25 protein-coding genes are annotated in these 19417 nt (G+C 33.9%); 10 read left to right on the top strand and 15 right to left on the bottom strand.

The annotated features are described in order from the left end of the window. Positions 1-49: 49 nt before the first annotated feature. Together rgy and BFU36_RS03710 are read left to right on the top strand one after the other, a co-directional pair. A complete protein-coding gene (gene rgy, locus BFU36_RS03715; protein ID WP_143576903.1) occupies positions 50-3886 on the top strand; it encodes a reverse gyrase in 3837 nt (1278 codons plus the stop codon). Positions 3887-3898: 12 nt separating this feature from the next. After that, positions 3899-4774 carry a carbon-nitrogen hydrolase family protein gene (locus BFU36_RS03710; protein WP_069284574.1) on the top strand — a complete coding sequence of 292 codons (876 nt, stop codon included), beginning with the start codon at positions 3899-3901 and terminating at the stop codon, positions 4772-4774. A gap of 2 nt (positions 4775-4776) precedes the next feature. Here BFU36_RS03710 and BFU36_RS03705 read toward each other — a convergent pair whose 3' ends face one another. Beyond that, positions 4777-5106 (bottom strand): 30S ribosomal protein S25e, encoded by a 330-nt coding sequence (locus BFU36_RS03705; RefSeq protein WP_069282330.1) that lies wholly within the window; start codon positions 5104-5106, stop codon positions 4777-4779. Positions 5107-5153: 47 nt separating this feature from the next. Here BFU36_RS03705 and BFU36_RS03700 point away from each other — a divergent pair, with 47 nt between their 5' ends. The 5 genes from BFU36_RS03700 (at position 5154) to BFU36_RS03680 (ending at position 8297) form a co-directional block, all read left to right on the top strand. Then, complete coding sequence (locus BFU36_RS03700) at positions 5154-5876, top strand: TrmB family transcriptional regulator (RefSeq protein ID WP_069282329.1); 723 nt, start codon at positions 5154-5156, stop codon at positions 5874-5876. Positions 5877-5929: 53 nt separating this feature from the next. Further along, the gene (locus tag BFU36_RS03695) at positions 5930-6082 is read left to right on the top strand and encodes a ribbon-helix-helix domain-containing protein (protein ID WP_069282328.1); all 153 of its coding nucleotides are present in this window, start codon (positions 5930-5932) and stop codon (positions 6080-6082) included. Positions 6083-6199: 117 nt separating this feature from the next. Continuing rightward, on the top strand, positions 6200-6970 hold the full coding sequence (locus BFU36_RS03690; RefSeq protein WP_083216345.1) for a tRNA (adenine-N1)-methyltransferase: 771 nt from the start codon (positions 6200-6202) through the stop codon (positions 6968-6970). A gap of 23 nt (positions 6971-6993) precedes the next feature. Continuing rightward, positions 6994-7326, top strand: coding sequence for a hypothetical protein (locus tag BFU36_RS03685; protein WP_069282326.1), 333 nt, complete (start codon positions 6994-6996; stop codon positions 7324-7326). After that, entirely contained in the window at positions 7323-8297 is a 975-nt protein-coding gene (locus tag BFU36_RS03680; protein WP_069282325.1) for a V-type ATPase subunit, read from the top strand. The genes BFU36_RS03685 and BFU36_RS03680 overlap by 4 nt, the downstream gene beginning before the upstream one ends. Here the strand turns inward: BFU36_RS03680 and BFU36_RS03675 are convergent. Next, positions 8274-8606 (bottom strand): hypothetical protein, encoded by a 333-nt coding sequence (locus BFU36_RS03675; protein ID WP_069282324.1) that lies wholly within the window; start codon positions 8604-8606, stop codon positions 8274-8276. The genes BFU36_RS03680 and BFU36_RS03675 overlap by 24 nt on opposite strands. Before the next feature lie 57 nt (positions 8607-8663). Here BFU36_RS03675 and BFU36_RS03670 point away from each other — a divergent pair, with 57 nt between their 5' ends. Next, on the top strand, positions 8664-9641 hold the full coding sequence (locus tag BFU36_RS03670; RefSeq protein WP_069282323.1) for an aldo/keto reductase: 978 nt from the start codon (positions 8664-8666) through the stop codon (positions 9639-9641). 6 nt (positions 9642-9647) lie between these two features. On the opposite strand, the gene BFU36_RS03665 is transcribed toward BFU36_RS03670, so the two are convergent. The 6 genes from BFU36_RS03665 to BFU36_RS03640 all read right to left on the bottom strand — a co-directional run bounded on the left by BFU36_RS03665 (position 9648) and on the right by BFU36_RS03640 (position 13313). Then, positions 9648-10217 carry an XTP/dITP diphosphatase gene (locus BFU36_RS03665; protein ID WP_069282322.1) on the bottom strand — a complete coding sequence of 190 codons (570 nt, stop codon included), beginning with the start codon at positions 10215-10217 and terminating at the stop codon, positions 9648-9650. Next, on the bottom strand, positions 10177-10869 hold the full coding sequence (locus BFU36_RS03660; protein ID WP_069282321.1) for a Kae1-associated kinase Bud32: 693 nt from the start codon (positions 10867-10869) through the stop codon (positions 10177-10179). Before BFU36_RS03660 ends, BFU36_RS03665 begins: the two co-directional genes overlap by 41 nt. Next, entirely contained in the window at positions 10830-11825 is a 996-nt protein-coding gene (kae1, locus tag BFU36_RS03655; protein WP_069282320.1) for a KEOPS complex N(6)-L-threonylcarbamoyladenine synthase Kae1, read from the bottom strand. The genes BFU36_RS03660 and kae1 overlap by 40 nt, the downstream gene beginning before the upstream one ends. Before the next feature lie 5 nt (positions 11826-11830). Further along, complete coding sequence (locus BFU36_RS03650; RefSeq protein WP_069282319.1) at positions 11831-12022, bottom strand: 30S ribosomal protein S27ae; 192 nt, start codon at positions 12020-12022, stop codon at positions 11831-11833. Further along, complete coding sequence (locus tag BFU36_RS03645) at positions 12009-12371, bottom strand: 30S ribosomal protein S24e (RefSeq protein ID WP_069282318.1); 363 nt, start codon at positions 12369-12371, stop codon at positions 12009-12011. The genes BFU36_RS03650 and BFU36_RS03645 overlap by 14 nt, the downstream gene beginning before the upstream one ends. Positions 12372-12509: 138 nt before the next feature. Further along, positions 12510-13313 carry a sulfide-dependent adenosine diphosphate thiazole synthase gene (locus BFU36_RS03640; protein WP_069282317.1) on the bottom strand — a complete coding sequence of 268 codons (804 nt, stop codon included), beginning with the start codon at positions 13311-13313 and terminating at the stop codon, positions 12510-12512. Between the two features lie 233 nt (positions 13314-13546). Here BFU36_RS03640 and BFU36_RS03635 point away from each other — a divergent pair, with 233 nt between their 5' ends. Further along, positions 13547-14167 carry a UbiX family flavin prenyltransferase gene (locus BFU36_RS03635; RefSeq protein ID WP_069284573.1) on the top strand — a complete coding sequence of 207 codons (621 nt, stop codon included), beginning with the start codon at positions 13547-13549 and terminating at the stop codon, positions 14165-14167. Here BFU36_RS03635 and BFU36_RS03630 read toward each other — a convergent pair whose 3' ends face one another. The 6 genes from BFU36_RS03630 to glyS are packed head-to-tail and all read right to left on the bottom strand — an operon-like array spanning position 14168 to position 18281. Continuing rightward, on the bottom strand, positions 14168-14560 hold the full coding sequence (locus BFU36_RS03630; RefSeq protein WP_069282316.1) for a hypothetical protein: 393 nt from the start codon (positions 14558-14560) through the stop codon (positions 14168-14170). 37 nt (positions 14561-14597) lie between these two features. Further along, positions 14598-15146: a tRNA-intron lyase gene (endA, locus tag BFU36_RS03625; protein WP_069282315.1), complete on the bottom strand. Its 549-nt coding sequence runs from the start codon at positions 15144-15146 to the stop codon at positions 14598-14600. Beyond that, the gene (locus BFU36_RS03620) at positions 15147-15794 is read right to left on the bottom strand and encodes a phosphate transport regulator (protein WP_069282314.1); all 648 of its coding nucleotides are present in this window, start codon (positions 15792-15794) and stop codon (positions 15147-15149) included. Between the two features lie 24 nt (positions 15795-15818). Continuing rightward, positions 15819-16223, bottom strand: coding sequence for a hypothetical protein (locus tag BFU36_RS03615; RefSeq protein WP_069282313.1), 405 nt, complete (start codon positions 16221-16223; stop codon positions 15819-15821). Further along, entirely contained in the window at positions 16220-16570 is a 351-nt protein-coding gene (locus tag BFU36_RS03610; protein ID WP_069282312.1) for a hypothetical protein, read from the bottom strand. The genes BFU36_RS03615 and BFU36_RS03610 overlap by 4 nt, the downstream gene beginning before the upstream one ends. Positions 16571-16574: 4 nt before the next feature. After that, a complete protein-coding gene (gene glyS, locus BFU36_RS03605) occupies positions 16575-18281 on the bottom strand; it encodes a glycine--tRNA ligase (protein WP_069282311.1) in 1707 nt (568 codons plus the stop codon). 52 nt (positions 18282-18333) lie between these two features. On the opposite strand from glyS, the gene speB reads away from it, so the two are divergent. Beyond that, positions 18334-19227, top strand: coding sequence for an agmatinase (gene speB, locus BFU36_RS03600; protein WP_069282310.1), 894 nt, complete (start codon positions 18334-18336; stop codon positions 19225-19227). Here speB and BFU36_RS03595 read toward each other — a convergent pair. Next, the gene (locus BFU36_RS03595; protein WP_069284572.1) at positions 19214-19360 is read right to left on the bottom strand and encodes a DNA-directed RNA polymerase subunit P; all 147 of its coding nucleotides are present in this window, start codon (positions 19358-19360) and stop codon (positions 19214-19216) included. The two genes, speB and BFU36_RS03595, sit on opposite strands and share 14 nt — an antisense overlap. Positions 19361-19417: the final 57 nt, after the last annotated feature.

Genomic DNA, 19417 nt, shown 5'->3' with positions numbered 1-19417 from the left:
TGTACTCCGAAACGTTTAAAATAAATCTTACTCATTAAAACAATACGAGATTGAGAAGTTGGAGGAGATTCCTTACTCAGTTTACACTAAATCTTGCCCAAACTGTGGAAACGATATAACGGCAGATAGATTATATAAGGGTTCAGTATGCGAATCGTGTTTAGAGGATGATTTGAAATTTGAAGATATACGTAATCTTATAGAAGTATTGTACAAAAATAATAGACTGATAAAATTAAAAGTATTACGCAACATATTTAACGAATACAATAATATAGAGAAAATATTTCAAATTGCATTAAACTCCAAGCCTTTAGGTCCACAAAGGTCATGGGTGATAAGGTTTCTTAGAGGGGAAAGCTTTGCAATAGTAGCTCCTCCTGGATTAGGTAAAACTACGTTTGGTCTATTAATGTCGATATATAATGCTATGAACGGCAAAAAGTCAATAATGATCTTTCCAACTAGAACATTGGTTCTTCAAGCTAAGGATAAACTATCTAAATTTTCAGATGCTGTCTCACAGCCTTTGCAAATATTGTATAATAAGCAATCTTCCGACAATAAAAATGAAAACATATTAAAAGAATTAGTTAAGGGTAATTTTGATATATTCTTAACTACAAGTAGATATCTAATTAAGAATTTAGAGGATTTACTTAACGTTGATTTTAACTTCATATTTGTTGATGATGTGGATGCTGCACTGAAATCTAGTAAGAGCGCTAATTCAATCTTAAGGCTTATAGGTTTCAGTGAGGATGATATACAGAGAGTAAAAAGTTTACTTAGGGAAAATATAGAAGATGAACAGAAATTCGGTAAAATACAAGAAATTAGAGCCTCAAAATTAGGTAATAGGACAGTAATTTTCTCATCTGCTACTATAAGTAGAGGCAACCCTACCTTATCAGCTTTAATGGGTTTTAGACCGGGAGGCTCAATTATTTACTTAAGGAATATCGTTGATAGTTATATCAACTTAAACAAGACTTGTGATAACCAATTAAATGAAGAATGTATAATTGAAATATTAATAAAACTAATAAAAAGATTGAGAGATGGTACCTTAGTTTATGTTCCAATAGAAAAAGGTGCTTCATACGCGGATAAGTTAGCTTCTATTCTAAGCAGCCACGGAATAAATGCAGTTTCTATACTATCATCATCTATTAGCAAGTTGGAAGACTTTGAAAGAGAATCTATAGACGTTTTAGTAGGAGTTGCTACCCATTACGGGGTATTAGTTAGGGGCATAGATTTGCCTTGGAGAATCAAGTATGCAGTGTTCGTTGGAATACCTAAGTTTAAGTTCAAGATCGGGGAAACGGTACATCCGTTAGTTTTAACTAGATTATTAAGTATAATTTCATTGATTAAGAACGATGAGGAATTAAGAAAGATTTTAGGTCATATTCGTAGAAGATTAAGGAATATATCACCTGCTGCTTTAGCTATGTTAGCTAAAGATATAAAAGAAGATAAAATTGATGATCCATTGATTAAAAAGGGCTATGAAATATTAAATCAGTCTTTAAAGGATAAACAAATATTAGATAGAATCACTGAAATAGGCGATATAGTTTTAAGCGGAGACTACATATTAATGCCTGACTATCTGACTTATATACAAGCCAGTGGGAGAACTTCTAGATTATATGGATCAGCTCTTACTACCGGGCTCTCAGTATTATTAATTGACAATGAAAAATTGTTTGACATACTTAATAAAAAGTTAAGTTTAATTTTAGATGAGATTAATTGGCTCCCATTTGAATTAGATGAGAATAAGATTGGTAATATTTCCTTAGACGATATTATAACTAAAATAAGCGAAGAGAGGGAAAATCTGAGAAAGATCAAGACTGAAGGTACGATTTCTCCTTCATCATTGAAAGTAAAGACTACATTACTTATTGTCGAGTCACCAAACAAGGCTAGAACTATAGCAAATTTCTTCTCTAAGCCTTCCTCTAGGACTTACGGAAGGATTAAAGTATATGAAACCGTGTTAGGGGACAGACTATTAATTGTAACTGCTAGTGGTGGGCACGTTTATGACTTAGTAACTGATAGTGAGTATAACATTTCAAAAGAGGGAGAATCGAAAATATATGGTGTAACAGTAAAGGACCATAAGTTCATTCCATTGTATTCTACGATAAAGCGATGCACTAATGGACATCAGATAGTGCAAGACATTCAAACGGATAAATGTCCTATATGTAGTTCACCAATAGTTTCTGATAAAACAGATACTGTGAGAATTTTAAGGGAATTAGCTTTAGAAGCTGATGAAGTTCTGATAGGTACTGATCCAGATACTGAAGGAGAGAAAATTGCATGGGATATTTACTTGGCTATAAGACCTTATAATAATAATATAAGGAGGGCTGAATTTCATGAGGTAACCAGAAGGGCTATTACAAATGCGATAAATAATCCTAGAGAATTCGATTTAAAACTCATTAAAGCTCAGATAGTAAGAAGGATAGAGGATCGATGGTTGGGATTTAAGCTCTCAGAGAAGGTTCAAACTGAATTTTGGAGTAATTATTGTGAAAATATTAAGAAACAATTGCCTAAATTGGAGGAGAAGGTTAGTTCAAGTAAAAATGAGAAGTCTAAAGAAAAATTACAGAAAAGGATAGAGAGAATTGAAACGTTAAATTGTAATAGGAATCAGAACTTGAGTGCAGGGAGAGTTCAGACTCCGGTATTAGGCTGGGTAGTTCAAAGATATGAGGATTATATAAATCCAAAAAATAAGAAGAAGTTCTTAATAGCTAAACTTAGTATTTTGTCTGAAACTACGGGTTCTTTAACTCAATATTATCTAACAATTCCCAAACAAGCTAACTTGAAGAAAGGTGATAGAGTAACAGTGAGGATTGAGAAAGTCAGTGAGAATAGTGAGGAGTTTGGTCCTCTTCCTCCATATACTACTGATACACTTTTATCAGATTCTTCCTCTATCCTAAGAATATCTGCCTCTGAAACTATGAAAATAGCTCAAGATCTATTTGAGCTAGGTTTGATAACTTATCACAGGACTGATAGTACAAGAATCTCTAATATCGGGATAAGTGTTGCCGAAAGCTATTTGAAATCTAAACAAGTAGACATTAATAAAGTGTTTAAGCCGAGAACTTGGGGGGAAGGTGGTGCTCATGAGGCAATTAGACCTACTCGTCCGCTTGACGAGAAATTATTAAGGGCATCTATTGAAGAGGGAGATATAGATATACCTAAGAGACTTACCCTAAATCACTTCAGGGTCTATGACTTAATATTTAGGAGATTCGTTTCTAGCCAATTACCCTCCTTAGTTCTTAATAAACAGATAATTAATATAAGGGCATATTCACTTAATGAAGAGAAGATAGACTTGAAGCTAGAGAACGATAAAATTGAATTAGTTATAGGTTATAAAATAAAGGAGGGCGAAGAATTCACGCATGTCCTAGAATCCGCCTTGTACATTCCATTTAAGCTATATTCACCTATCGATAAGAGTGCTGAAGGAAATGAATATTCTGCGGAAGTTATTAACGTAATCACTAGAAGCACGATACAATTATATACTGAAGGTGAATTAGTAAGTGAGATGAAAAGAAAGCAAATAGGAAGACCTAGCACTTATGCAACTATAATATCTACTTTAAAGAAGAGAAGATACGTGGTAGAATCAAAGACGTTAAAGAAATTAGTTCCAACAGATATAGGTAAAGAGGTCTATAATTATCTTAACTCTAAGTATTCACTTATTGTCTCTGAGGACAGGACTAGTAATTTGTTAGAGAAAATGAGTAAAATAGAGGATGGCAAAGTTGATTATATAGAAGTCTTAAAAGAATTATATGATGAAATACAAACAATTAAGTAATTGGTGAATGTTTTGCTTATTGCATTAATTCATCTAAGGCTTAAAGAATTATCAAGAAAACATAATTTGGAGAAGGCAAAAAAACTAATAAAGCAGGCTAAGGAAAAAGGAGCAAAGTTAGTTATATTACCATCTCTATTTCCTTCAGGTAATATCTTTGAAATCTATGATAATGATAAAAAATTAAGGAGTTATATAAAAAACCTAGCTGAGAAAATACCTGGCAATAATACAGATATGCTAATAAATTTAGCAATGGACGGAGAAGTTCATCTAATTGTTGGACCAATACTGGAGCAAGCTGGTCCTAAAATATTTCTCACTTCCCTTATAATCTCCCCGCAAGGTGAAATTATAGGCAAATATAGGAAGTCCGTTTTATCTGAGAAAGATATAAGGCTAGGTATATCTTCTGGAAAAGAACCAGTAAATGTGGTCTTAGATAAGAAATATGGAATAATTGCTGAAGACGACGTTTTATCTCCAGAAATCAGCAGACTTCTAGCACTAGGTGGAGCAGAAATAGTGATAGGTACTATGAAGGCTCTTGATACTAAGAAGCAACAAATAGTGAAACATTTAGCAATTGCGAGAGCAATAGAAAATGATATACCCTACTTAATAGTTGGAGAAAGTATTGAAAATGAAGAGGGTGAAATAATAGGGTATTCTCCTACATTTGTTACTTCTCCAAATAATCTTATAGTAAAGGAGGCAGAAGAAGATGATACAGTGGTTTTAGTAGAAAGCTCAGTGCTAATTCCCACATCAAAGCAACTTTCAATAACTTACTTAGAGCCAGTCATCAACAATCTATGTAAGGGTGTGAAAAAGATCAGAGGAGATGTAAAAAGAAGATCTACTTCTGCTACAGAAGAAGAGGAATAGCTTCACGCTGCTATGTATAAGCTTAGGCGTCTATTTTTAGAATATAGTTTCACTACGTTTTGAGTTTCGAGCTCTTTTAACGTTTTTCTTGCAACACTTATACTCACACCTAATTTAGAGGCTAGTGTGTAAGGTGTAACCATACTTTCTTTCTTTATCTCATCAATTACTTTTCTCTTAGTTTCATCATCTATTGTTACGGCTCTACTTATCACTTCTTTTCCAGTCTTTGAAGGACCTTTCTTCTTTTCCTCTGCCTTCTGTTGTTTTTCAGCTTCCTTCTTCAGCTTCTTTTCTAAATTGGAAATAGGTTTCTTTGAAGCTCCACCCATTTCTTATCACTATTTTTAAAACTCTGTTTCTACCTAATAAATTATAAATGTCATTTGAGTTGTTGGAAGAGACGATTAGTAGAATATCTAAGTTTGCCTCAGTCTTTGGCATATCTAAGTCTGAGCTCAAGATCTATTCATATCTCTTAATATATGGTAGGGCTACGGCTAGGGAAATCTCTGACAAGCTCAACATGCCTTACACTAAAGTTTACAGTATATTGTCTAAGTTAGAAGGGAGAGGATGGGTTCTAAAGATAGATAAGAGACCAGCAATATATGAAGCTATCCCATTAAAAGAGGTGTGGAGTAAAATAAAAAGTACATTTCAAGAAAAAATTAATGAATTTGAGAAGAACTTCATAGATCCAATCTCTAATTTGTTTGCCTCAACTACCCTTTACAGCATAATGGTGATTCCAAAGGATTCAGTTATTGACAATGTAATTAGGTTATTGAAGGATTTTAGTAAGGTATATCTTATTGCACTATCTTATCAAGAATTGGTGAGAGATGATATTTTAGATCTAATAAAAGCTAATGCGTTTAAGGCTGAGACTAGAGTGCTAATTGATGATAACGTAAATTTCCCCAACCTACCATCATTACAAGTTAAGAGAAGTCATTCTTTATTCGGTAGTGGTATAATTACTTCTGATGCAGTATTGCTAATCGTCAAAAATAATAATATGCTAACTGGTTTATTCTCTAATCACAAATATTTCGTAGATATTGCTACAGTATATTTTAATCACTTGTGGTCATTTTAGTATGGCTTAACATTTATAAGGGTTATAAGGTTAACTATGACATCTGAAACACTATGAAAATAATAACAGTTAAATTGCCAGAACAATTTTTAGAAGCAATAGACGAATTAGTTAATACAGGAAGATATAGTTCAAGAAGTGAAGTAATAAGAGCAGCCATAGGTGATTTTATACGGAAGGAATTATGGGTAACTACAGAAGAATGATGAAGGCTGGTATTTTTGAGTGGTGAAATAAGACACCAAAGCTGATTTTTGCTTCCTGTAAGATCTTTTTTCTATTCGAAAAGAGATGATTATAATAGCTAATTATCTTGTAGGTATATGATGCCATTAAAAGAAGGAGATCCCGTAGTTGTTTGGATAGATAACAAGAGGGCATTCATAGTGAAATTACAGAAGGGTAAGAGATTGGACACAGACAAAGGATATTTACTACACGATCATATTATAGGCTTGGAGTATGGTAGTGTTGCCACTCTATCTAGCGGTCTTAAGGCTTATATACTAAAGCCTACAATTCATGATCTGTATGTTAAGGGATTAAAAAGACCATCACAAGTACTTTATCCTAAAGATATCGGATATGTATTAATTTCAGCTAGAATAGGCGAAGTGAATAAGGTAATTGAAGCCGGTACTGGATCAGGGTTTTTAACCATATCGTTGGCTCTCTCTTTGCCGAGTAGTGCGAAAATATATACTTATGATGTCAGGGAAGATATGCAAGAAATAGCTAAATTTAACGCAAGAGTAGTAGGAGTTGAAGATAGGATAATATTTAAAATAAAGGATATTAGAGAAGGTATTGACGAGAAAGACGTTGATGCAATATTTTTAGATATGCCAGACCCTTGGAACGCGATACCCAAAGTTTCCTCATCACTATCTCCTTCCTCTCCCGTAGTAGTTTTCGTCCCAACGGTAAATCAAATAGAGAAGACATACTTTACCATGAAAGAGTTAGGATTTGTTGACATACATGTTGAGGAATTATTACTGAGAGAATACCAGGTGAAGGAGAATGCAGTAAGACCAAAAAATATTGGGGTTACACACACTGGTTATATCGTAAGGGGAAGAAAACCATTATAAGTAACTTTTTAACATTATAATTGATGAGCGAAGCCAAATTTAACGCATACGCAAAGGCAATATTGGAGTTTGAAGAGGAAATTAAGAGGCTTAAAAGAACGTTAGCAGATGACTCTAAAAGGTTAATTACGCTTTCTGACTCTTACATTTCTGAGTTAAGATTAACAGCCGAGAAAACCTTAGAGGAGATTCAGAAGTCCATAGATAATGAGAAGAAAAGCCAAATAGACAATATAAGGAAAGAATATGTTGCAGAAAGAGAAAGGCAAATAGTAGAGATAAGGAAATTAGCTGAAAAGAACGTGGATAAGGCTGTTAATGAGGTAATTAGAGAGATATTAGGTGCGTTAAAGTGAGTATAGCAATCTTTTCATATATACACTCTATATCCCGTGCCCAAAAACTTGTACTTCTAACTAAAGGTTTAGTAAATGAACTAATTTCGAGCGAAAGCTGGAATAGTACGGTAAACGTACTTAAGGAGAGGGGTATAATCGAAGAACAACCATCATCGCTGGAAGATTTTGAGTATCTAATGAAGAAGAGAGCTTATGATCTACTTGAAAAGGTTAGAAATTATTTCTCTGTATTTAGAATAACATATAATATTACTGATCTATATTTATACGTTATGTCTTTAGATGAATTCAAAAATATAATAACAAGCGTTATAAACCAAAGAAGTAATAATAACAGTATAAGATTCTTTAAAAAGTATTTAGACCAATTACCATCTACAATAGATGAGCTATCAAACATACTAAAGGGTACAATATATGGGGAAGCCTTGTCTTATGCTTTAAAGGAAGGGCAAGCTAAAAATCTTTCACTACTCTTATCCCTACTCGACTTCTACTTCATAAAGAAGTTGTCTGAGATTGTTGAAAGCTTTAGAGGGGATTGGAAGACTTATGCTGAGAACATAATATGCTATTATAAGGACTATTATTCTATTTCATTAGCAATAAAACACAAAGTATCCACTGGAGTAGTCTGTAAAGTGAACGAAGAAATAATCAAAGATATTTCATCTTCATCTAGCAACTCAGATGCCTTAGATATTTTAAGAAGGACTATCTATTCTAAAACTATAAACCTTACCACAATATATGATGCCTTAGCGAGTTTGTATACAATAGCTAAAATTAATGCTAGAAAAAACGCTAATTTAACTTTCTCCAGCTCTCCATTTAACCCGAGCCTAGCTTTAGCGCTCTCTGAATTAATTAGATTAGACACTGAAGATATAATAACTATCGTAAATGCAAAGAGTCTAAACATGAAGGATGAAGAAATTAAGAAATCAATCTCCTTCGAGCTTATTTAATAACTCCTCATCTATTATATAATCAGTGTTTTCCTTAATTATCGTTGAATTTGGAATTTTAGGTGGGTTAGGCATGCTTTCTATCGGCTTATCTTTGCCCAGATATATCCATCTTAACTTTCCCCTTATCTTCTCCAATCTATACCAATATTTCCCCACATAGATATATTTTTTACCATTTTTATAAACTATGTGATAAGGTTTCAAGTACACTCCAAACTCCTTAATCTTAGAGTTATAATCGTAGACCATTGATTTTAATTTATGTAGAACTTCATCAAATTGCTTTTCATTAACTCGTATTAGCATCAATATAGGTTTATCTTTTATTATTTAAAATTCAATGATTGTAATGAGTGATATTACATGAACTACAGACGCGTAGGTTATACCGACATTCAAGTTTCTGAAATAGGATTAGGAATCTGGAGTATAATTACTGATTGGTGGGGGGCTGATGTTAACAAGGCAGAAGAAATATTGAGAAGAAGTTATGAAATGGGAATAAACTTTTTTGATACTGCAGACGTTTATGGCGAAGGGAAAGGAGAAGAGATAATTGGGAATGTTTTGAGTACCAAGAGGGATAGAATTGTAATTTTAACTAAAATAGGTTATGATTTCTATCATAAAGAGGGAGGTAAGATGAAGCAGAAATTCGATATCCCATACTTAGAATTCGCATTAAAGAAGTCATTGGAGAGGCTGAATACGGATTACATTGATATTTTAATGATTCATAATCCTAAAATGACTATAATAAAAAATCAAGAAATACTATCCTTTCTTAGATCATTGAAGAAGGACGGCATAGTTAGAATGATAGGTGTGGCACTAGGACCAACATTAGGTTGGAGAGAAGAGGGACTTGAAGCTATAAGAAATGGCTACGAAAGCCTAGAATATATTTACAATATCATAGAACAGAATCCAGGTAATGAATTCTTAAAATTTAATATAGGTCATTTTATAAGGGTTCCTCATGCCTCTGACATTTTAGATGAGGATAAATGGCCTATACTTGAAGATCCTAAGTTACATAGGTCTCTAAAGGATATTAATTGGTTATTAAAAGGGGTGAAAAACAGCGTAGAGTTGAAAAACTTTGCAGAGAAGAAAGGTATGAAATTATATCAATTAGCGCTAAAGTTTATCCTTAAAAACGATAAGGTCTCTTCGGTTATACCTAATATCTCCTCCTTGTCAGATCTCAATAAGTATACTAACATGGATAATTTACCAGACTTAACTGAAGATGACTTAAACTATATAGAATCATATTATAAAAAGCATTACATTGAACTTAATGAAGAGAGCATAAAGGAGACCCTCAGGTATAAGTAATGTAGATTAAACGTAATTACAAATGAATTCTACGAATTTCATAAACGCCTTTGCTCTGTGCGAATACATGTTTTTCTCTTCCAAGCTCATTTCTCCAAAAGTTCTTTTTTCACCTTGAGGTATAAAAATAGGATCAAAACCGAAGCCTCTTTCTCCTCTCATCTCGTACGCTATAGATCCTTCTACGATCCCAGTAAAACTCCTAATTATTCTACCATCGGTAAACGTAATTACTGTCATAAAATATGCGTATCTATCATTAACTCCGTTCATTAGCTTTAAGATTCCTTCGTTTCCTATGGTTTTTTTCACGAAACTTGTATACGGGCCGGGGAAATTATTTAAAGCTCTAATGAATAATCCACTATCATCTACTATAAGTGGTCGCCTATAATTCAAGTAGGCGAAAATTGCAGAGTGTCTAGATATTTCCTCCAGATTATTACTCTGTATTTCTACCTTTTCTCCTACTATCCATTCTAGATTTAGGCTAAACTTCTCGGCTATCTCTCTCATTTCTAAATACTTTTCTTTATTACTCGTTACTAGCCCTACTTTTACGTCTTTCTTCAACATATCTTCCTCTCATTCTTATCTCTTTAACTAATTTAATTATCTCATTTACCCTTTCGCCCATTATCTCGCTATATCCTTTAACAAAAGACTGATAAATTACGTCCTTATAATCAGAATGAACACTCTCTAAAGACCTCAGAAATACGTGGACATCAGTAGCAAAGTCTTCTTCGTCATTTGATCTCCTAGCTAATCCAAAATCAATTAGAAATATTTTTTCATCTTTTTTTATCAAATTATTTGTTGTGAAGTCTCCGTGAGCTATTTCTGCCTTGTGGAGTCTTCCAGCTATTTTTCCTATTTCCCTGCCAATCCTACTTAGCTCATTTATATCAATTTTTATATTATCGCTTAATAAATCACGTATTGTAATTCCTTCAATATACTCTAATACCAACAAGTACTTATTTGGATCGATGAATAGAACAGCAGGTACATTTATATCATTCTTTAATGCCGAGTAAATTATCTTAGCTTCCAGGATTGTTCTCTCATAATTTATTTTATGATCAATTTCAGGATTTCTATAAGCTTTCTTAACTCTTCGCTTATAAATTGCGTGTAACCCTAAGAAATATCCTTCATATATCTCCGATTCTGCTCCTCTTTTAATTAACCTCTCCAAGGTATTTCTACCTCGTCGATTCTCCACCTTGGTCTGATATACGATTCATTTATATTAATAAAAACATTTTTAGATGCCGCTAATACTCCAGTATAAGCTATCATTGCCCCGTTATCGCCTGCGAATTCTTGAGGAACAATCTTTATTGAAATATTCCATTCTCTACCAAGCTCCTTTAATTTCTCCCTCAAACTTACACTTGCTGCAACCCCACCAACTATCATAAGTTCTTTCTTTTGCGTTAATGCTAGAGCCCTTTCAGTAGCTTCTAAAAGCATATCAAATGCGATCTCTCTTACACTATAGCATATATCTTCTAGCCTTTCCTTGCCAACTAATTTTAACGAAGCAGTTAATAAACCGGAGAATGACATATCTTGTCCTTTAACTACATACGGTAATTTCAATAGCTTACTTCCCTTTTCTGCACAAATATCAATTACGTGTTTACCATTTACTATATACGGCGGAGCTAGTTTCACTTCTCTTACGAAAACATCCATCATATTACCTAATGCAATATCTAAAGTTTCCCCAAATACTCTGAATTTACCCTTATAGAAAGTAGTTATTATTGTATTTCCTCCTGATAAATAAAGAATAAGGGGATCCCTTGCATTAGTAGTTAAATAACCTATCTCTATGTGACCAATCCCATGATTTACTGGCACTAGTTTTTTATTATAAGCTAGAGATAACGCTCTGGCTAATGTAGCACCTACTCTTAAGGCTGGTCCCATACCTGGACCTAAGGCTACCGCTATGTAATCTATGTCTCTGATTGTCAATCTTGATACTTCAAGAGCCTTCTTTAACACAGTTGCTGATACTTCAGCATGGTGTCTTAGCAAATCTCCAGGTTTCATTCCACCTTCTTTAGGAACAAAAGTATCTCTTACATTGGCGAGGACATATGGTTCTTTATCTGAAGCAATGCCAACTCCAAAAGTGTGAGCTGTAGACTCGATTCCTAGTACTATCATTTCGATTACTTTTTCCTCCCAGTACCTATAAACTCAGTGTATCCACATTTGCCACAAGCCCATCTTTCATTAGGCTTCATGTGATGAGCCATAACACTACCGCATCTAGGACATTTCTTATTCTTTAGTTTTATCTTGCCGTTTTCAATTACATAATACGTCCTAACTATTGCCTTAACTTTTTCATTCTTTGCCACTCTTACCGCCTCCTCCTTTCTTCTGCTTTGTTCCCGCGTCTCTATCTAATAAGTATTTTGGTTCAATTTTTTCGAGGACTTCCCTTGAATTATAAACGTGTAACTTTACGTTACTTATTCCAGCACCATAGCTAGTAAAAATTTTTCTAACTACTATTAAATTCTCTTGTACTCCTAGTGCTTGAGCCACAGACTTTATCATGTCTTTCCTCGACGGAGTTCCGCTACCCATGTGATAAACTTTTATCGAGATTTCTCTTCTTCCTATTAACGTATTTTGGAATTGTCTCTCTATTATTCCTTCAGCTTTATCTGAAATCTTAATTTTAGTCGATTCTGATGATGACATTATTGTTCATTATTCTAGAATTCTAATTAGCATTTAAGATTTACGCATATGTTCAGAAAATCCCCTCAAGAAAAATATGAGTGTTCTAGGTTTCGTTAGTTTTCAATTAAGGTTTAAAAATGAAAAAACTTAAGTCTTTCAGATCTTTATCTGGTTTTTCACAAGATCATTTATTATATGTTCAGCTACTGCTTTACCAGATAGAACCATGGCTCCAAATATTGGTCCCATTCTTGGGAGTCCTTTAACTTCCGTTACAGCCATTCCAGTAATGTATAATCCTTCAGCAACCTTTCCAGTGTTCATGACAGTAAGCTCTTCGGCTTTTTCACTATAAGCTGACTTCTCACCCGGTATAACAATTCCTAACTCGGGAATTTTTCTTGTGGCAACTGAGACTACTTCTGCATCATGACCAGTGGCATCTACAACAGCCTTAGCTGAGATGAATATTGGATCAACGTGGAGACTTGCCATTTGAGTAGCTGTCCACTCTACTGCTACTCCAACTACTCTTAATGGGTCTTCTCTAAATATAACATCATCTACAGTAACTCCATGAATTATTTTGGCTCCAGCATCTATTGCTCCCGCAGCCAATTTTGCCATAAACTCTGCAGAATCCACTATAAACACGTCCTTTTCAACTTCCTTAAGTCTGATATTAAATTCTTTTAATACTTCATCAGCTGGCTTCTCTATAACTAGTTTATGAAAAAGCATGGCTCCTCCTCCAATTCCTCCTCCGAAGCTCAGTCTTCTTTCAAATACCAAGGTCTTTAAACCAGCCTTTGCTAAATAGTAGGCTGCTGATAAGCCAGATGGACCTGCTCCTACTATTACTACATCTGATTCTACAAAATTGTACCAATCTTCCATAGTCTCCTTTATGATATATCTACTTATCTTCACTTCATCTACTTGTTTAATCTTAACTTCCATAGTTCTAAATGATATAACTAACTTATAAATTAACTTTTATAATGATGAACGTGAACAATATTTTTTAATATCAATAATAATCAAATAGATATGCCCTTTCAGTTAAATACCATGAATAACGTATCTTTAAAATGCAACTGGTGTGGGACGATAATAAAGACTAATCCTATAGTAGTCAAAACGTGTTGCAATAATAAGCCATGGGTATTTTGTAGTAATGGGTGTTATCAGAAATGGTTAGCAGAATGGTTAAAGAAACAGGAACAAAGGACAGGGAAAGGAAAGCAAAGAGGAGGATTATTGTAGGTATCAGTGGAGCTAGCGGAACAATTTATGCGTTAAGAGCTGTTGAAGTTTTAAATAAATTAGACTTTGAAGTTCATGTAATAGTTTCTAAAAGCTCTACCAAAGTTGCTGAAAAAGAAATGGGAGTAAATTTAATTGAAGAATTAAGAAAATATACGAATTATATCTACGGATTATCACAGATAGAAGCTCCACCATCGAGCTCAAGTTTTTCTGTAACTGCTAAGGGAATGGTAATTATTCCTTGTAGTATAAAGACGTTGGCTCAGATATCCCACGGTATCGGTTCTAATTTGTTAGTGAGGACCGCGTTAAACTTTATCAGAACTAATAAGAGGTTAGTTTTAGTTCTCAGAGAAACACCACTAGGGGTTATAGAGCTAGAGAATGCATTAAGACTGGCAAAACTTGGGGTAATAATAATGCCAGCTTCACCTGGCTTTTACATTCTTCCAAAAACTATTGATGACTTTGTAAACTTTGTAGTAGGTAAAGCTCTTGACGCTTTAGGCATAAAACATGATATATACAAGAGATGGAATGGTTAATTAAAATAAATCTACATTCTTGCCAAATTTCTTAGTTAATATTTCTTTCATCTTTTCATCATAATCATCTTTTTCAAGTTCTTTTTCAATTTCTTCCTCCTTCTGCCCTGATTTCTTATTGATCGCAAACGCACACTTGTTCCCAGGTAACAGTGCCCTCTTCTCACAATACGCATATTGGCATTCACCAGTTATGCATACATCTCCTACCCATCTACAGTATCCAACTTTATACGGATTTCCCTTTGAATATTTTACTTGTATTAACAATGCTCTTTTGTTGCATCTAAAATATGGGCACAAATAGTTACACTTATCGCCTAATGGTAGTGGTTTTGGTTCATCTGTAAATGAAGGAGGTTGTCTTTCAAAGCCTCTATTACCATTTCTCAATCTACTTAAACCCCCAAACTCTGATTACTAATTTAAATTATATTTTGACCCATTTAAACATTATGTATCTTATACTATTACTCTTTCTATCAACCAGACCTAATACTAATCTCTTCCTAGTACTATGAGATACTCTTCCAAAGCTTAGCAGTTCATGAGGACTTAAGTCTTGGTTAGCATCAACTGATATAACTACGAAAGGAGCATGTTCAATTCCTGGTCCTAACGTATACACTGTAAAGTCAGCTCCGTATTTCATTCCCGATCTAACTATAAATCCCCTTTCTCTTAAATCTTCATAAACTCTATAAATTATTTCGAATTTATCTATAGTTTTTGATCCTAATTCATATAATCTTGTATAGCCAAGAACTTCATTATTGTTGTCAAAAACTTGCATCAAACTCTTCTTGACCAAATAAACCCCTTCTATTAAAGATAGTTCCAACGGTCTATTAATTTCGTTTGGGCTCTTTGGTTTAGATATCCCAATTGGCTTTCCATAAAAGCCTTTAGAGTAAATATACTTAGCTTCTTGGATATCGGGTATTATTATCCTTGAACCCACTAACACGCCTTTTATCATTTATATCCTCTCATATGCTATGTAAGTAATATCATCAGCCGAAACTTTTAACAAATCTTCACTATCCTCAAGTCTATCAGCAACGTCTTTCAACAACATTATGTGCAAGAAATTATCTATGTTTTTTTCAAATAGTACTAACTCTAAACTTCTATATAAATCATCTACCTCTTGTTCGATCTTTACTACGTTTTTAGCATTCTCTAAAGAATTCTTAGGATTTACTGATAAGAGTCTTAAGGCTTCTATGAAGTGAGTGAAAGAAGTTATTATTTTTTCACACATAACAACCAATAATTTATAAATTATAGAGTCTAAATTACTATTCTTACTTAATAGTACGCTTAGTCTATAACTAGCTGAATCAATGTTTTGCCCTATTTTTTCTAAATTATTTAATATTTCTACATATAAGTCCTTATCCAGTAAACCTTCCCTTATTTTGAATATATATTCACCTAATCTATATTTATTACTTTCAACTTCATTCTTAATTCCATTTATTTTAGCATAAACCTGCATATAATTTAAATTACTATTTGCCATGTTAGATAGTAATTCATACAGTGTCCTAACCTCGTCTAGTATCTTTAGTGAAATTTGTTGTAACTGCTCCTCTATAGCTATTTCCGCAATTCCTCCACTCATCATGGTTTAACCATGTTTTTAAATTTAAAAATTAAGATGAGCTATACTATTCATTATCTTATCTATCTGTTCTATATCCTTCTCGATATCTAGATCTATGCCTTTATTCTTAAGATTCTGGTTTAACGTGTTCAACATTTCCTTTTCATCTTTCAAACCTAACACTATTAAATAGTTTATTAAGCCTAAAGCTTCTTCCTTTATTTTCAAATCACTTACTTTATCTATGTTTTCATTGATTATCTCTAGACCTTGTAGAAGTTCCTTTCTAACCCTTCTCATTCTCTTGACTAACCTTGTAGCTTTGTTTAAATCAATTTCTGACAAGACAATTAAGTTTTCTAGCTCATCTAGATAAGCTGTATGGTCTTCTATTACAGTTTCAAATTCAAATAAAACTCTGCTAACCTCTGTATCACTCTCATTCATTTAGAAGCCCTCACGGTTATCGTACTATTATCCTCTATTCCTAACGTAACTAAGTCTTGGGGATTTGCCCAAACCTCTAATTCCGGTACTCCTTCTTGAATTATCGCTTTCAACTTAAGTCTCTTACCCTTTACGGAAATCTCAAGGTTATCAGTTATACCGAGTTCTTTAGCTAGTTTAGAAGAGACAATTCCAAACCCTTGGTCAACATCAGTCCTTTTTCTAATCTTAATTCTCTTCTCCTTTGGAGGACTTTTATTCCCCTTTAAAGCTGACGCAGGAGGAATGATATTAACGAGAGTTTTTATATCAACCTTTTTCTCTTCCTTACTTTCCTCTTCACTCATTCTTTTACTTCACCTCAATTCCAATTTTACTAATGTCCTCTCCGCTAAATAACTTTTGCAATGAATTTTCGATCTCATTAACCTTAACTCTAACTTGGTTCCACGTATCCCTATCCCTAATCGTAACAGTATTATCTACTAACGTCTGAGGATCAATTGTAATAGCATAAGGCACTCCTATCTCATCAGCCCTTGCATATCTCCTTCCTATACTTCCAGAATCATCGTAAAGTATATCATACTTTTTAGAAAGAAGGTCCCTAATTTCCCTAGCTTTATTAATTAAATTTTCACGTTCTAGAAGAGGAAAAACTGCCACATCATAAGGTCCCAATTCTCTAGGTAATGACAATACAGTTCTCCCTTCTTTCTCCTTGTAGGCGTTCAGTATTGTCAAGAATAAAGTTCTTTCTACACCAAAGGAAGGTTCTACGACCTCAGGGATGAAATGTTTACCAGTTACTTTCTCTTCTCTCTCTATAACGCTTATAACATCACTTAACAATATACCGTCAATTGAAACCCTTTTCGTAAGCATTTCCTCAATTTCTTCGGGCTGCTTATTTTGTATTAGATCCATTAGCTTTTTCCTTTTTTCTTTATCTTTTAGTTTATTATTATCAATCACCACCGTTTTTTTCTTCACCGCTTGAGGTATTTCAAATTTTTTAAAGACACTCAAGTCTTGTCCGCTAAACTTCATGTGTCTAGATAGATCATAATTTCCTCTATAAGCGTGACCAGAAATTTCCACCTTCATATCATTGATTACTGCTATCTGATCGAAAACTTGTCTGGCATAATGAGCTCTTTCGTGGGGCAATTTCTCTTCAAAGTAAAACTCATTAATACCTAACGCTCTAACGAATTTAGATGCTACAGCCATCCAATAAGCCATCCAGGGGGTCTCAACAATTTTCTCCCTAACCATTTCATCAATACCATATTCCTTAGGCCTACCATCCTTTACTTTCTCGTCCTTAGTTAATACCTTAACTTTTAAGTCATAGAATCGTGATAGTGGGACATTTTCGGTATCCTCTGGATCAATGAAAAATTCTATCTCCATTATACTAAATTCTCTCATTCTTATTAACCCTTGTCTTGGAGAGATCTCGTTCCTTGCTACCCTTCCGATTTGTGCTATTCCTAATGGCAGTTTTTGTCTAACACTTTCATAAACTCTTTTAAAAGAAGTGAACATTCCTTGAGCAGTCTCTGGTCTTAAATAACCTATATTTCCTGTAAAGGGACCAATAGTAGTAGCAAATAATAGATTGAATAGTCTAACCTCGCCTAAATCCCCACCACAAGAGGGGCATTTTAAATTGTTTTCCTTAATCATCTTCGTTAATTCCTCTGGCTTAAGCCCTTCTACGCTTCTCTTCAAAGCATCTTCAATTAAATGGTCAGCTCTGTAGACTCTCCTACATTTAGTGCACTCCACTACGGGATCAGTAAAACTCTCCACATGTCCACTAGCCTCGAATACTTTAGAAGGACCAATTATGGGAGTTTCTACTTCAACTACGAAGTCATCGTTATCCTCTATAAAGTACTTTCTCCATAATTTTAATATCTTATTTTTAATTTTAACACCTATTGGACCTATGTCATATAAGCCAGCTACTCCACCATATATTTCATATGATGGCCAAAATATTCCTCTTCTCTTAGCTAGGTCCATTACTTTATTTAGTGTCTCACTCACATTTGACTAACATTACAACAAGCTTATAAAGCTCTATGCTAAACATCAACAAATGAAGGATAGTAGACTATTCTATTTAAATGAGAATAATAAAAAATTTGCTGGATTTAATAAAGAAACCTCTCCATTTATTATATTAGGAATACCAATGGATATTACAAGCAGTTTTAGACCAGGCAGTAGATTCACTCCAAGCGTAATTAGAGATACTGCCCAATATATAGAATTTTATTCAGTCAGAACTGGTGTTGATATGGGAGAAATAGGCTTCAATGACGTTGGTGACGTAATACTTCACCCCTCAGCTGTTGAAGAAAACTTATCGAGGATTTCAAGTATTATTAACTATTTTGTAGAAAATCAAAATATTCCAATATCAATTGGCGGAGAGCATACGATAACTGCTGGAGTTATAAGAGGTATGAAAAGGGAAGGATTATGTGTGATTAGTTTCGATGCTCATTTAGATCTAAGAGAGGAATACATGGGATATAAGTATGATCACGCATGCGTTATGAGGAGGATATCAGAATATGGAGTTAAGATAATAGAAGTGGGAACTAGAGCTGTTAGCAAAGAAGAGCTAGAATATGCTAAATACAAAGGTATAATATTCTTTACTCCTCAACAAGTTAAGACATTAGGAGCTAGAGAGGTTTCCAGAAAAATAATAAACAGCACTCAAGAATGTAAATCATTGTACATCTCCATAGACATGGACGGAATAGATCCAGCTTATGCACCAGGCGTTGCTACTCCAGAACCAGAGGGATTAGATCCTTCAACAGTCCTAGATATAATAAATCTAGTTGTAGATAAAAGAGTAATAGGATTTGACATAGTAGAAATTTCTCCTCCATATGACACGTCTGGGATAACGACTGTACTAGGAGCTAAGTTGATTATGGAAACAGCAGCTTCTATATATAAAGCTAAATGGCTTTAACGGTTTTTATAGTAGGTTTTCTAATCATATATATTATTTTATATCCACAGTAAGGGCATCTAACACCTGGCAACACTTTCAATTGCTCATCAGTGAACGTTTTCCAACATTTGCCACATCTGTATACTGCCATACTATCCTTTTCAATCCTTTCCACTATATAAGATTATCTCACAAAAACCCATAGAAA

Source organism: Sulfolobus sp. A20 (genome assembly GCF_001719125.1).
GTDB lineage: Archaea > Thermoproteota > Thermoprotei_A > Sulfolobales > Sulfolobaceae > Saccharolobus.
The sequence above is the reverse complement of the archived record's forward strand: the minus strand, read 5'-3'. Positions and strand labels throughout refer to the sequence as shown.